Source organism: Yersinia enterocolitica subsp. enterocolitica, from assembly GCF_901472495.1.
Taxonomy (GTDB): Bacteria; Pseudomonadota; Gammaproteobacteria; order Enterobacterales; family Enterobacteriaceae; genus Yersinia; species Yersinia enterocolitica.
The window spans coordinates 2,344,776-2,357,910 of record NZ_LR590469.1; the positions used below are offsets into that span (position 1 = coordinate 2,344,776).

The following is a 13,135-nucleotide window of genomic DNA, read 5'->3' on the forward strand; positions in this document are numbered from 1 at the left end:
CTTTGATTACACATGTCAGCCCACTCGGCTCAATGGATCTGTTATCACAGTTCGAAGTGGATATGCTCAAACGTACAGCCAGTAGTGATCTGTACCGTTTATTCCGTAATTGCTCATTGGCTGTTCTTAACTCAGGTAGTCTGACTGATAACAGCAAAGAGCTTTTATCTCGCTATGAAACCTTTGATATCAATGTGCTGCGCCGCGAACGTGGTGTAAAACTCGAACTGGTTAATCCACCAGAGCATGCTTTTGTTGATGGTAAAATTATTCGCTCTTTGCAGGCAAACTTGTTTGCAGTCTTACGTGACATTCTGTTTGTTAATGGTCAAATCGTAAACGCCGAGCGTTTCCAACATCTGAATATGGAAAGCTCCAACCATTTGACCAATTTGGTCTTTTCAATTTTGCGTAATGCCCGTGCCCTGCATCTTGATGAAGATCCGAATATGATTGTGTGCTGGGGCGGCCATTCAATCAATGAAACCGAATACTTGTATGCCCGTAAAGTCGGCAACCAGTTAGGTTTGCGTGAATTGAATATCTGCACCGGCTGTGGGCCGGGAGCCATGGAAGCACCGATGAAAGGTGCCGCAGTGGGTCATGCCCAACAACGTTACAAACAAGGCCGCTTTATCGGTATGACCGAACCATCAATCATTGCTGCAGAACCACCAAACCCGTTAGTCAATGAACTGATTATCATGCCAGACATTGAAAAACGGCTAGAGGCCTTTGTTCGTATCGCTCATGGCATCATTATTTTCCCTGGTGGCGTGGGAACAGCAGAAGAGTTGCTCTATTTGTTAGGTATTCTGATGAATCCGGATAATGAGGAGCAGGTTTTACCTCTGATCCTGACCGGGCCAAAAGAGAGTGCAGATTACTTCAGAGTTGTGGATGAATTCATCATGAACACTCTGGGTGATAAAGCACGTGAATACTACCAGATAATTATTGATAACCCGGATGAAGTCGCTCGTCAGATGAAAAAAGCGATGCCATTGGTGAAAGAAAATCGCCGTAATACCGGTGACGCTTATAGTTTCAACTGGTCTATGCGTATCGAGTCAGACTTGCAGCACCCCTTTGAACCGACTCATGAGAACATGGCCAACCTAGACTTATCCCACAACCAACCCCCAGAGAAGCTGGCTGCTGCATTACGCCGCGCTTTCTCCGGTATTGTGGCGGGTAACGTTAAAGAAGTGGGTATCCATGCCATTGAAGCTCACGGGCCATTCAAGTTGCATGGTGATCCTCTACTAATGAAACACATGGACCAGCTGTTGCAAGGTTTTATTATCCAGCAGCGGATGAAATTACCAGGCAGTGCTTATACACCTTGCTATGAAATCTGTAGTTAAAGAATAAATACCCCTTAGCGATAGCGCTGGTACGGACGTCCGGCTGGCGCTAGCTGAAGGTTATTTGAGCACCATCAGGTGGTTCGCTCTTTATAGCAAAGCAGGGCCAATAAAATAGCCCTTATGGGATAGGTTTTAAGACCGTTAATGCAAATCCACCTTCTTATTGTTGATGCCCTTAATCTGATTCGTCGCATTCATGCGGTGCAAGGTTCACCTAGCGTTAATGCTTGTCAGCATGCACTGCAACAGCTGATTTCACATAGCCAGCCAACCCATGCAGTCGCCGTTTTTGATGAAGATGACCGCTCGGATAGTTGGCGTCATCAATCTCTGCCTGATTACAAAGCGGGCCGCTCACCAATGCCAGATAATCTGCAACAAGAGATGCCGCTGATCCGTGAAGCATTTAACTCATTGGGGGTTAATTGCTGGAGTTCGCCGGGCAATGAAGCGGATGACCTCGCTGCGACTTTAGCAGTAAAGATTGGTGGGGCGGGGCATCAGGTCACTATTGTTTCTACCGACAAAGGCTATTGCCAACTGTTGGCGCCAAATGTTCAGATTCGCGATTACTTCCAAAAACGCTGGCTGGATATGCCGTTCGTCAAGCAGGAGTTTGGCGTTTTACCGCACCAATTACCTGACTACTGGGGGCTTGCTGGGATCAGTAGTAGCAAAATTCCGGGAGTCGCCGGTATTGGAGCAAAAACTGCCGCGCTGTTATTGCAACAAGCCAGCAGCCTGGAGGAACTCTATCAGGAGCTGGACTCAGTGCCAGAAAAATGGCGTAAAAAGTTGCAACAGCATCAGGAAATGGCCTTTATTTGCAAACAAATAGCGACCCTTAAAACTGATTTACCATTAAGTGGCAACTTGCAGCAGTTACGTTTGAATCGGTGATATCAGCATAAAAAACTAAGGGGCCAATTGGCCCCTTGCAGACTGCTGACAAAGTTAATAAGCGGGGAAATGTGCCGAATGGGTCGTAACGGCGTAAGCCGTCGGAGCGCCCATCGGTGCAGTCGCCCCGCCACTCTCGGTGCGACAAAATGGGTAATACATACAGGTACCGGTCTATCACTAAAATTTAAAAACGCTCATCACGACGGCCCGGCACACCAGACCAAATACGCCGCACATGCACCGTAACTTCTTCGCGGTCATGATAGAGCTGCTTAGCCTGAATATGGGCATTAATACCATTTTCTTTTAGCTGTTCATCAATCATTTCCAGATTTTCTGAAACAACTTCAAAACGCTTTTTCATCGGTAACTTCAGGTTAAAAATCGCCTCACGACACCAACCATTGACCAGCCATTTAATAATAAGTTGGGTAACTTTAGCCGGTTTTTCCACCATATCGCACACTAACCAGTAAATATTGCTACGTGTTGGCTCATATTTAAAACCGTCTACGCGATGGTGCGTAACCTGCCCGGTATCCATCAAGCTTTGTGCCATCAAGCCATTATCAATGGCCTGAACCATCATGCTGCGTTGCACTAACTGATAAGTCCAACCACCGGGACAAGCGCCTAAATCGACAGCATGCATACCACTGGCTAAACGCTCTTCCCATTCGTCTGCGGGGATAAACACATGGAAAGCTTCTTCCAGTTTAAGAGTTGAACGGCTTGGGGCATCAGATGGGAACTTAAGGCGCGGGATCCCCATATAAAACGGGGAGTTATTGTTGCTATAAGAATAACCAACATAACAACAACCCGATGCAATAAAGAATACATGCACCACTGGCCGATGAGGATTCTCACGGGCAGACAGAATTTTTTGCTCACGCATTGCATTACGCAACGGCACCGTCAACTTACGGCAAAACTTAAGCAACTCTTTGCTTTCATTGGTGTCAGCAACTTCAACTCGCAGTTCACCGGCTTTCTCGACAACACCGGTTAACATACCAACGATTGGCGATACGCGATCTTCCGGCGGTAAATCTTTCAGTAGCTCACCCACAACCATCATTTGGCGGGCGAAAATCAATTCGCGGAATGGCACTTCACGAATCAAACGATCCGCATCTTCCAACTGATAACATTCAAACAACACATAACCGCTATTTTCTTTTACCCGAGCGAAACCAAAGATTTCGAGCTGTGCTGCTTTGGCGGTAATTTCCGCCGCGCACTCTTTCTCAAAACCTGAGCGGCAATATAAAGCAATTTTATTATTCATGGCGTTCTGCCCTTTTTCTTAGACGCAGCGCGCCAATCAACATCAAAATCCATCCCGCCAGAAAACATACTCCGCCCACTGGCGTGATATATACCCACAATTTCAGGTGCGATAGAGCCAGGCAGTATAAACTGCCACTAAAGAGTAATATTCCGAGTGCTAACAAGGCACCACTCCAGTAAAACCAGATACTTATCTGCCGTTGCATGGCAACAGCGAGTGCCAGGATAGCCAGTGTATGGAATCCCTGATACTCCAGCCCGGTATGAACCCAAGCCATTTCATTCGCCCCCAAAGAGGCACTCAATACATGCGCCCCAAAGGCACCGAAAGCAACATAGAAAAAACCGCTCAGGGCAGCAAATATCAGCATTAAACGACCATTCATCGTCATAAACCTTAAATTAATATCGCCTAATAATTAAAATTAGTTCTCGTAGCGAAAGCGTAGCTTTTCCTGCTCGCTAGCCGCTCTTGCCAGTATCCACTGACGAAAGGCGGCTATTTTACCCAGTTCTGCCTGACTGTCATGACAAACCAGATAAAAAGCATTTTTACTCACTAGCACATCGCTAAACGGGCACACCAATCGACCCGCTTCAATCTCAGATTGCGCCATAACGTTATTCACCAACGCAATACCTTGACCATGAACAGCAGCCTGAACCACCATCGCACTGTGGCTAAATATTGGGCCTTGCTGCACATTAATCTGCGGTACACCCAATTGACGGGTATACGCCATCCAATCTCGGCGGGAAGTATCATGCAACAGGGTGTGATTAGCCAGATCTGCCGGTACTTTTAATCCATTCTCGCCCATTAGCAGGCTGGGAGCACAAACAGGAAGCAAGAATTCGGCATACAGGCGTTCAGTACGCAAGCCAGTCCAATTTCCTCGGCCGTAAAATATCGCCACATCGACATCATCAGCGAGTTTATCCTCTTCTCGGTCTACCGCCTGAATTCTGACATCAATGCCCGGATAAGCCGCATTAAATCCAGACAGACGAGGAACCAACCATTGGATAGCAAAACTGGGGGGAAGACTGACGGTCAGAGCACCTTTAGCACTACGTGCCTGCAATTTGCGAGTGGCTTCATTGATGGAGGTAAAAATCTCTTTGATGTCGAGGTAATAACTCTGCCCTTCTTCGGTCAGCAGCAAAGAACGGTTACGCCGACGGAACAGTTTTAGTCCGAGAAAATCCTCCAGTGACTTTATCTGGTGGCTAACAGCGGCTTGCGTGACAAATAATTCATCAGCCGCTTTAGTAAAACTCAGGTGGCGTGCGGCCGCATCGAAGACCCGCAAAGCGTTCAGTGGTGGTAATCGTTTTGACATGAATTGGATACTTTTTTATAACGGCTCATCTTCAGATGAAACCCTTTGTTTACTTATTAGTTTTTGTAATCCGAGACATTATAAATTGTCCGTTGATGATGCGCCAGCAAATACCTATAGTGGCGGCACTTCCCAAGCCGGAACGAAAAGTAGGTTTAGTATCCAGGTACTGAATTGCTTTTGGCTTTGTGGTTGTGATGTTGTGTTTGCAAATGGTCTGGTGTGCCAGACATAGTAGCTAAGCTACTGTTTTTTTTCACTTCCTGTACATTTACCCTGTCTGTCCATAGTGATTTTATGCAGCACCGCTATTTTCGCGGTGCTTTTTTTTGGCCTTATTTTCAGAGCCTGCTTATTTCTTTTCAAAAACTAAATGTAAGCGACACTTTGCATTGCACATAGTTATGCTTAAATTTGAGTTGTTGTAGCGGGTTTCCAAACCGGATCAGGCTTCTTTTTGAGAACCACTTCGCAGTTTAACTACTTGCCCTCAGCCATTTCTTTTACTTCTGAACGATTAATTTGCTGTTCGGTACCATTGGCATCGGTATAACTTATCATCCCCGTTTCATCATCTACTTTAGGTTTACCATCAGCAACGATAGTGCGACCATCATTAGTGTGCATGACATAATTGCTTGAACACGCTGCTAAGGTAAAAGTGAGCATAAGTGCAGAGATTACGGCAGCTGTCTTTTTCATGGGTGACTCCTTGCAGATTAAAATGCTAAAAATATCGTTTCCATTACCAGACAAATGGTTATGTCCGTTACTATTCAGCATAACCCTCTTGAGACATATTGCCAGCCGCCAAGGCCATTAGTGGGCTAATTGTGGCTAAAATGAGACAGTTCCGAAGTGAACCAAAGGATGCGAACAACAGAATGAAGTCTTTTAATCCAACGGATTTTCGCCAGGAATTTCCGGCAATTAACGATGAAATAATCTATCTGGACAGCGCAGCGACGGCCCTGAAACCACGCGCCATGATTGAAGCGACCCAGTTATTTTATCAGCAAGACGCCGCAACAGTGCATCGTAGCCAACATCAATCGGCGTTGTCATTGACCGCTCGTTTTGAAGCAACCCGCCAGCAGGTAGCTGACTTTATCAATGCGCCAGACGCAGAAAATATCATTTGGACTCGCGGTACAACTGAAGCCGTTAATCTGGTAGCGCAAAGTTATGCTCGCCCTCGCCTACAGGCTGGGGATGAAATTATTGTTAGCGAAGCAGAACATCATGCCAACTTAATACCCTGGCTTATGGTTGCCGAACAAACGGGTGCCCGAATCATTAAGTTGCCGATCGATCAGGATCATCTGCCTAACCTATCGTTATTACCGCAGTTATTTAGCAATAAAACCCGCATATTAGCGCTAGGTCAGATGTCTAACGTGACAGGCGGTAGCCCACAATTAGCCGAAGCCATCGAACTCGCCCATCAACATGGCTGCATCGTTATGGTTGATGGTGCACAAGGCATTGTTCATAGTCCAGCAGATGTTCAAGCGCTTGATATTGATTTTTATGCTTTTTCCGCCCACAAATTGTATGGGCCAACCGGTATTGGCGTACTGTATGGTAAATCTGAACTGCTAAAAGAAATGCCCGCCTGGCAAGGTGGCGGTAAAATGCTAACCCATGCCTCATTCGGCGGTTTTACGCCTCACGAAGTACCCTACCGCTTTGAAGCTGGGACGCCTAATATTGCTGGCGTGATTGGTTTATCGGCCGTGCTCAGTTGGCTCGAACACATCGACCTGGACGAGGCCGAAACTTATAGCCAAAACCTGGCGATATTAGCGGAAAATAAACTGGCTCAATTGCCGGGCTTTCGTAGCTTCCGTTGCCAACAATCAAGTTTGTTAGCATTCACTTTTGATGGTGTTCATCACAGCGATTTAGCGACGTTATTGGCAGAACAAGGGATCGCGCTACGCGCTGGACAACATTGTGCTCAACCATTAATGGCAGCATTGGGGATAAGCGGCAGCCTGCGCGCTTCATTTGCGCCTTATAATACAGAAAACGACGTTGAAACTTTGTGTACGGCGATCGCTAAGGCACTGGAATTATTGCAAGATTAATCGCTAATAAGAGAAAAAAATGATGATTGCCCCACACCCCTTTGGTCACGATATCACTGCTGCTAATCTGCTTGAGACATTCAGTGCTCATAAACAGTGGGAAGACCGCTACCGCCAGTTAATCCTGCTGGCCAAACAACTTCCGCCATTGCCCGAAGCACTAAAACAAAATGAACTGGAGCTAACGGGGTGTGAAAACCGAGTGTGGCTGGGTCATGAGTGCTTACCGGATGGTCGTTTACATTTCTACGGTGATAGCGAGGGCCGCATTGTTCGTGGGTTGTTGGCCGTTATTCTGACAACCGTGGAAGGCAAAACCCCGCAGCAGGTACTGACAGAAGATCCCTTGGCACTGTTTGAGCAATTGGGGTTACGGCAGCAATTAAGTACCTCGCGCGCCAGCGGTTTACAAGCACTGGCGCAGGGTGTGCGGGCGATTGCGGCTAAATATGTGCAATGATGGCTATTGCCCCTGACGGGCGGCTTTCGCCATCATTTTCTTCAATGCATGGGACACCGCAACAAAGCCAAACGTGGCGGTGACCATCGTGGCCGAGCCAAAACCGGAGGTACAATCCATCTTTTTCGGCCCTTCAGCAGTACTGCGCGACGCACACACAGAACCATCACTTTGCGGGTAAACTAATGGCTCACTGGAGAACACACAGTCGATTCCCAATTTGCCTTTGCTGTTTTTCACTACGTTAAAATCACTTTTTAGCCTTTCACGTAACTTTGCCGCTAACGGATCCTGAATGGTTTTCGCCAGATCCACTACCTCAATGCGAGTCGGATCAATTTGCCCGCCGGCACCACCGGTGGTCACTACCGGGATTTTATACCGACGGCAATAGGACAGCAGTGCTGCTTTGGGACGAACACTATCAATAGCATCAATAACATAGCTAAAATTTTTATCTAAAAGCTCGGCAACATTATCCGCAGTAATAAAATCATCAATACAAGTCACTTGGCATTCAGGATTGATAGCTAAAATACGCTCTGCCATCACTGCTGTTTTAGCCTGCCCGACATTGCTGCGTAAAGCATGGATCTGACGATTAGTATTTGTGACACAAACATCATCCATATCAATCAAGGTGATCGCACCAATACCTGTACGCGCTAGTGCTTCAGCTGCCCATGAACCCACGCCACCGATACCGATAACACAAATATGCGCCTGCGAAAAAAGTGTCAGCGCTTGCTGCCCATAAAGGCGAGCAATGCCACCAAATCGCTGTTGATAAGCTTCGGAATAGGCTGTGTTCATAGACTTGTTACCTTCATAACTTATTACCTTTATAGCCTGTAGAAATAATACGAATACAAAAGCGGCCAATTGGCCGCCTGAGAAAGAGTAGAATCAATCACATCAACCGCTGATCTACTGGCCTTGATTCCTGACTAATAGTGAGGAACCATCGCCTGATTGAGCTGTTGCTTTGCCACTTTGATAAGCGGTGAACAGCGGCCCATTACTTTGCGCATTTTTTAACACCCAAACGCGGCCATAATGGTTATAGAAGCCAGCAGCTTGCCCTGCTTCGTGACCAATCCCCTGATAAATATCAAAATGTTGGCCTTTAATCGCGCCACCAACATCCAGTGCCACCATTAAGCGCATCTGATATTGGCCGGTAAATTTACCCTGATTATCCAATAAAGGAACTTCGGCCAATAGTGTTGTGCCCGGTGGAATCAGTGAACGATCAGCAGCAACTGAAGCTTTGGCTATCAATGGCACAGCACTGGCTCCTTTCACCGGCGCATACATTTCCGGTTTGAAGAACACAAAGGATGGGTTCTGCTCTAATAACTCTCTGACCTCAGCTTCACTGTGAGTTTCAGCCCAATGACGGATAGCTTGCATCGACATATCCGCTTTTGCCACTTCCCCACGGTCAATCAGCACTTTGCCAATGCTGCGATAAGCATGACCATTTTTCCCCGCATAACCGAAGAAAGTCAGTGGTCGCCCATCACCATAATCAACATATCCACTGCCCTGTACCTCCATCATAAAGTTATCTACCAGCGAATTGGTGTAGGCGATAACTAAATTTTTGCTATCCAATGCGCCGGCATATATAGCTGCGCGATCAGGTAGACGCCCCTTTCCTTTAGCAGGCATGCGATAAAGTGGATGGCGGAATTCGCCTTGTGGGGTATAGCGAGCCTGAAGCACCGGCGTGTAGTAACCGGTAAATTGTACATTACCAAAATTATCCACACCTTCCATCTGATAAGCATTCAAACCAAACAGGCTTAACTTACTGGTATCTGCTCCGGCTAACATCCAATTTTCCACCGCATTGAATGTACTACTGTTGCGGTTATACAGACCCGGTGAAGATTGGTTAATCACTTTCACCTGATCAGAGAAATCTTTGGCGTTGACTGGCTTACCTGTTGCGTGTGGTTCATTCACTAACTCCAGTGGATGCTCCAAACGCCCATCTTTATATTGCTGCCCACGATCGGTTGGCCGAGATTGGCAACCTGCCAGAACGGCAATCATTATTCCACTTAGTAGGTATTTGCCCCAACGACTTGTCATTTCACGCCTTCTCTTCTCTTACTTACTTTTATCTACCGGCGAACGATAACAAACGCCTATAGATAAAGGAATCAGCATGCAGAAAAAAATCCCCTGACACTGTTGTGGGGAAAAAGGAAACAGATAGTTGATAAATTAATCGAAAAACCTTTTTTACCATAATTAAGTGGCAAAACTACTTGCAACAGATCTCATCCAGAGTATAGTGCGCTCAATCGGACGCGGGGTGGAGCAGCCTGGTAGCTCGTCGGGCTCATAACCCGAAGGTCGTCGGTTCAAATCCGGCCCCCGCAACCAATTACATGATTAAGTCATAAAGTAGTAAGATAGAAATTGTATTAAGACGGACGCGGGGTGGAGCAGCCTGGTAGCTCGTCGGGCTCATAACCCGAAGGTCGTCGGTTCAAATCCGGCCCCCGCAACCAATTACATGATTAAGTCATAAAGTAGTAAGATAGAAATTGTATTAAGACGGACGCGGGGTGGAGCAGCCTGGTAGCTCGTCGGGCTCATAACCCGAAGGTCGTCGGTTCAAATCCGGCCCCCGCAACCAATTCTTAATCATTTCATATCGCCATCAGACACCCTTAAGGGTGTTTTTTTTGTTTCTGGCGTTATACCCGTCATACTTCAAGCACGCATGTGCGTTAGCTGCTTTCGTTAACCCGAATCATTGACTGGCGTCAACTCATCGGGATTATCTCAGTTGCCGCCTTCCTGCAACTCGAATTATTTCAATTAATAGCAATATCCATTCATTAAAGTCGGGCCATCGCCCCACCATTAGCAAAATAAGCTTTGATACCGGCAAATATGGATTCGGCCACTTGCTGCTGAAAATGGCTGGTTCGTAACTTTCGCTCTTCTTCCAAATTGCTGATAAACGCCGTCTCAACCAAAATTGATGGAATGTCAGGTGCTTTCAATACAGCAAAGCCCGCTTGATCAACACGATTTTTGTGCAGCTTATTAATTTTCCCCATGCGGTTGAGCACTTCTTTACCAAATTTTAGGCTGTCATTAATCGTCGCGGTTTGCAGCAAATCAATCATGGTATGGTCAAGATAGCGATCACCACTTTTGCTAACCCCGCCAATCTGGTCGGCCTCATTCTGTGTTTGCGCTAAAAAACGCGCAGCAGTACTGGTTGCACCTTTAGTCGATAACGCAAAGACAGAGGAACCTCTGGCTGCCTGACTGGTAAAGGCATCGGCATGAATCGAAATGAATAAATCCGCACGCAGCTTACGGGCTTTCGCCACCCGGACTTTTAATGGAATAAAGACATCTTCATTACGCGTCATAAATACCCGCATATTCGATTCTTTCTTAATCAGTGCCTGCAACCGACGGGCAATTTGCAGCACAATGTCTTTCTCACGGGTCTTATTTCGCCCAATCGCTCCTGGGTCTTCCCCACCGTGCCCTGGGTCTAGCATAATAACAATCGGCCTATCGCGCCCTGCTTTACCCGCTTTGGGTGCCTCAGCAGGTAAAGTGCGTTCCACATTACCTTTATTATAATCTTCCAATAATGCCAGTAACGGATCATCTTCAGCCGAAGTTTTCCCCTCTTGCGGATAGAGATCCACTACCAGGCGATTTTTGAACTCAGCAAAGGGTTTAAGAGTAAAGAGCTGTGGGCTAATACTTTGCTTCAACTCCAAAACCAGCCGAACCGTATTTTTATCAAATTGCCCAACCCGTGCCTGCTTAAGGTAAGGGTCACCGGACTGAACTTGCTTAGTCATCTCTTTCAATGCGCTATTGAGATGCACGCCTTCAATATCAACCACGATCCGATCCGGATTAGTCAGCGCAAATTGACGATATTTAAGCGGTGTATTGGATTCCAGGGTGACGCGGGTATAAGTTGAAGAGGGCCAAATCCTGACGGCAATAATATGGGAAGAAGCAGCAAATCCAACCCGGCTAACACTCAGTAGCCAGGTCGCGGCAGCACCTTGTAGTAGACGCCGACGCCCAGAATTATGATTTGAATCTGCCATGTAACTCCAAAGTAACTACCAAAATATGAATAAAAAGCGAACAAAAAAATTCATGAGGAAAAACTTTAACGAATCGATCCCGCGCTGTCATCAGAAAAACATTTTTATGTTATTCAATTTATTAATACACATACGCCATACATATGCATTTAATAGCAATTTGGTGCTTGCCATCTTGGTCAAAAAAGAATAAAAATACAAAAATACCGAATAAAAATTCAAAGAGGGTCTACCGTGAAGGAACGTAGTACTGAACTGGTCCAGGGATTTCGCCACTCAGTTCCCTATATCAATGCGCACCGCGGCAAGACATTTGTTGTCATGCTGGGTGGCGAGGCGATTGAGCATGAAAACTTTTCTAGTATCGTTAACGATATAGGCTTGTTGCATAGCCTTGGGATCAGGCTGGTTGTGGTCTATGGCGCTCGTCCACAAATTGACAGCAATCTGGCACAGCATCACTACGAACCTGTTTATCACAAGCATACCCGAGTCACTGATGCCAGGACATTGGAAATGGTCAAACAGGCGGCGGGTTTATTGCAGCTGGATATCACTGCAAGATTATCGATGAGTTTGAATAATACTCCGCTCCAGGGTGCGCATATCAATGTGGTCAGCGGTAATTTTATTATTGCTCAGCCGTTGGGTGTGGATGATGGTGTTGATTATTGCCATAGCGGCCGTATTCGCCGGATCGATGAAGAAGCGATTCATCGCCAGTTGGACAATGGCGCTATTGTGTTGCTGGGGCCAGTGGCAGTATCAGTGACCGGCGAGAGCTTTAATTTGACCTCTGAAGAAGTTGCAACTCAATTAGCTATCAAACTGAAAGCTGAAAAAATGATCGGCTTCTGTTCATCACAAGGGGTGACGGATAGCGAAGGCAATATTATTTCAGAACTGTTCCCTAATGATGCTCAAAAACGGATTGAAGATCTGGAGCAGGAGGGTGATTACAACTCGGGGACAGTACGTTTTCTGCGTGGTGCCGTGAAAGCGTGCCGCAGCGGTGTACGCCGGAGCCATTTACTGAGTTATCAAGAAGATGGCGCTCTGGTACAAGAACTGTTCTCTCGTGATGGTATCGGTACCCAGATTGTCATGGAGAGTGCAGAACAAGTTCGTCGCGCGACCATTAATGATATTGGCGGCATATTAGAGTTGATTCGCCCACTGGAGCAGCAAGGCATTTTAGTACGCCGTTCACGCGAGCAGCTTGAGATGGAAATAGACAAATTCACCATTATCGAACGAGATAATCTGACTATTGCCTGCGCCGCACTTTATCCTTTCCCCGAGGAGCAAATCGGTGAAATGGCCTGTGTCGCGGTACATCCGGATTATCGCAGTTCCTCCCGTGGTGAAATGCTGTTAAAACGGGTAGCGAATCAGGCGCGGCAAATGGGGCTTAAAAAACTCTTTGTGTTAACTACCCGTAGTATCCACTGGTTCCAGGAGCGAGGTTTTACTCCCGCAGAGGTTGACGTGTTACCTATTCAGAAGCAGGAGTTGTATAACTATCAGCGCCGCTCAAAGATTTTACTGGCAGATTTGTAATCTGAAG

At 46.6% G+C, this 13,135-nt stretch carries 12 protein-coding genes and 3 tRNA genes; 8 read left to right on the plus strand and 7 right to left on the minus strand.

Annotated elements, in window-relative coordinates; genetic code table 11:
- Positions 1–2 precede the first annotated feature (2 nt).
- Positions 3–1,367, plus strand: coding sequence for a nucleotide 5'-monophosphate nucleosidase PpnN (gene ppnN, locus FGL26_RS11180; RefSeq protein WP_005173242.1), 1,365 nt, complete (start codon positions 3–5; stop codon positions 1,365–1,367).
- Positions 1,368–1,514: 147 nt separating this feature from the next.
- A complete protein-coding gene (gene xni / locus FGL26_RS11185; RefSeq protein WP_005173244.1) occupies positions 1,515–2,270 on the plus strand; it encodes a flap endonuclease Xni in 756 nt (251 codons plus the stop codon).
- A 187-nt stretch (positions 2,271–2,457) separates the two neighbouring features.
- Here xni and rlmM read toward each other — a convergent pair whose 3' ends face one another.
- The 4 genes from rlmM to FGL26_RS11215 all read right to left on the minus strand — a co-directional run bounded on the left by rlmM (position 2,458) and on the right by FGL26_RS11215 (position 5,611).
- Complete coding sequence (gene rlmM, locus FGL26_RS11195; protein ID WP_005173248.1) at positions 2,458–3,564, minus strand: 23S rRNA (cytidine(2498)-2'-O)-methyltransferase RlmM; 1,107 nt, start codon at positions 3,562–3,564, stop codon at positions 2,458–2,460.
- The gene (locus FGL26_RS11200; protein WP_005173250.1) at positions 3,557–3,952 is read right to left on the minus strand and encodes a DUF423 domain-containing protein; all 396 of its coding nucleotides are present in this window, start codon (positions 3,950–3,952) and stop codon (positions 3,557–3,559) included. Before FGL26_RS11200 ends, rlmM begins: the two co-directional genes overlap by 8 nt.
- Before the next feature lie 39 nt (positions 3,953–3,991).
- Positions 3,992–4,909: a transcriptional regulator GcvA gene (locus FGL26_RS11205; protein ID WP_005166353.1), complete on the minus strand. Its 918-nt coding sequence runs from the start codon at positions 4,907–4,909 to the stop codon at positions 3,992–3,994.
- Positions 4,910–5,389: 480 nt separating this feature from the next.
- Positions 5,390–5,611, minus strand: coding sequence for a YgdI/YgdR family lipoprotein (locus FGL26_RS11215; RefSeq protein WP_005166349.1), 222 nt, complete (start codon positions 5,609–5,611; stop codon positions 5,390–5,392).
- A gap of 182 nt (positions 5,612–5,793) precedes the next feature.
- Between FGL26_RS11215 and csdA the strand changes: the two genes are divergently transcribed.
- On the plus strand, positions 5,794–6,999 hold the full coding sequence (csdA, locus tag FGL26_RS11220; RefSeq protein WP_005173254.1) for a cysteine desulfurase CsdA: 1,206 nt from the start codon (positions 5,794–5,796) through the stop codon (positions 6,997–6,999).
- 19 nt (positions 7,000–7,018) lie between these two features.
- Entirely contained in the window at positions 7,019–7,459 is a 441-nt protein-coding gene (csdE, locus tag FGL26_RS11225) for a cysteine desulfurase sulfur acceptor subunit CsdE (RefSeq protein WP_005173257.1), read from the plus strand.
- Between the two features lie 3 nt (positions 7,460–7,462).
- On the opposite strand, the gene tcdA is transcribed toward csdE, so the two are convergent.
- On the minus strand, positions 7,463–8,272 hold the full coding sequence (gene tcdA / locus FGL26_RS11230; RefSeq protein WP_005173260.1) for a tRNA cyclic N6-threonylcarbamoyladenosine(37) synthase TcdA: 810 nt from the start codon (positions 8,270–8,272) through the stop codon (positions 7,463–7,465).
- Between the two features lie 114 nt (positions 8,273–8,386).
- Entirely contained in the window at positions 8,387–9,559 is a 1,173-nt protein-coding gene (gene mltA, locus FGL26_RS11235; RefSeq protein ID WP_005173262.1) for a murein transglycosylase A, read from the minus strand.
- 220 nt (positions 9,560–9,779) lie between these two features.
- On the opposite strand from mltA, the gene FGL26_RS11240 reads away from it, so the two are divergent.
- The 3 genes from FGL26_RS11240 (at position 9,780) to FGL26_RS11250 (ending at position 10,112) form a co-directional block, all read left to right on the plus strand.
- Positions 9,780–9,856: transfer RNA gene (locus tag FGL26_RS11240), tRNA-Met, on the plus strand.
- 51 nt (positions 9,857–9,907) lie between these two features.
- A tRNA-Met gene (locus tag FGL26_RS11245) sits at positions 9,908–9,984 on the plus strand.
- A gap of 51 nt (positions 9,985–10,035) precedes the next feature.
- Positions 10,036–10,112, plus strand: a tRNA-Met gene (locus FGL26_RS11250).
- A gap of 205 nt (positions 10,113–10,317) precedes the next feature.
- On the opposite strand, the gene amiC is transcribed toward FGL26_RS11250, so the two are convergent.
- Positions 10,318–11,568: an N-acetylmuramoyl-L-alanine amidase AmiC gene (amiC, locus tag FGL26_RS11255; RefSeq protein ID WP_005173271.1), complete on the minus strand. Its 1,251-nt coding sequence runs from the start codon at positions 11,566–11,568 to the stop codon at positions 10,318–10,320.
- Positions 11,569–11,802: 234 nt separating this feature from the next.
- Between amiC and argA the strand changes: the two genes are divergently transcribed.
- A complete protein-coding gene (argA, locus tag FGL26_RS11260) occupies positions 11,803–13,128 on the plus strand; it encodes an amino-acid N-acetyltransferase (protein ID WP_005173274.1) in 1,326 nt (441 codons plus the stop codon).
- Positions 13,129–13,135: the final 7 nt, after the last annotated feature.

Coding starts and splice junctions, on each gene's coding strand:
- xni (WP_005173244.1), top strand. CDS start 1,515: ATGCAAATCCACCTTCTTATTGTTGATGCCCTTAATCTGATTCGTCGC.
- rlmM (WP_005173248.1), bottom strand. CDS start 3,564: ATGAATAATAAAATTGCTTTATATTGCCGCTCAGGTTTTGAGAAAGAG.
- FGL26_RS11200 (WP_005173250.1), bottom strand. CDS start 3,952: ATGAATGGTCGTTTAATGCTGATATTTGCTGCCCTGAGCGGTTTTTTC.
- FGL26_RS11205 (WP_005166353.1), bottom strand. CDS start 4,909: ATGTCAAAACGATTACCACCACTGAACGCTTTGCGGGTCTTCGATGCG.
- FGL26_RS11215 (WP_005166349.1), bottom strand. CDS start 5,611: ATGAAAAAGACAGCTGCCGTAATCTCTGCACTTATGCTCACTTTTACC.
- csdA (WP_005173254.1), top strand. CDS start 5,794: ATGAAGTCTTTTAATCCAACGGATTTTCGCCAGGAATTTCCGGCAATT.
- csdE (WP_005173257.1), top strand. CDS start 7,019: ATGATGATTGCCCCACACCCCTTTGGTCACGATATCACTGCTGCTAAT.
- tcdA (WP_005173260.1), bottom strand. CDS start 8,272: ATGAACACAGCCTATTCCGAAGCTTATCAACAGCGATTTGGTGGCATT.
- mltA (WP_005173262.1), bottom strand. CDS start 9,559: ATGACAAGTCGTTGGGGCAAATACCTACTAAGTGGAATAATGATTGCC.
- amiC (WP_005173271.1), bottom strand. CDS start 11,568: ATGGCAGATTCAAATCATAATTCTGGGCGTCGGCGTCTACTACAAGGT.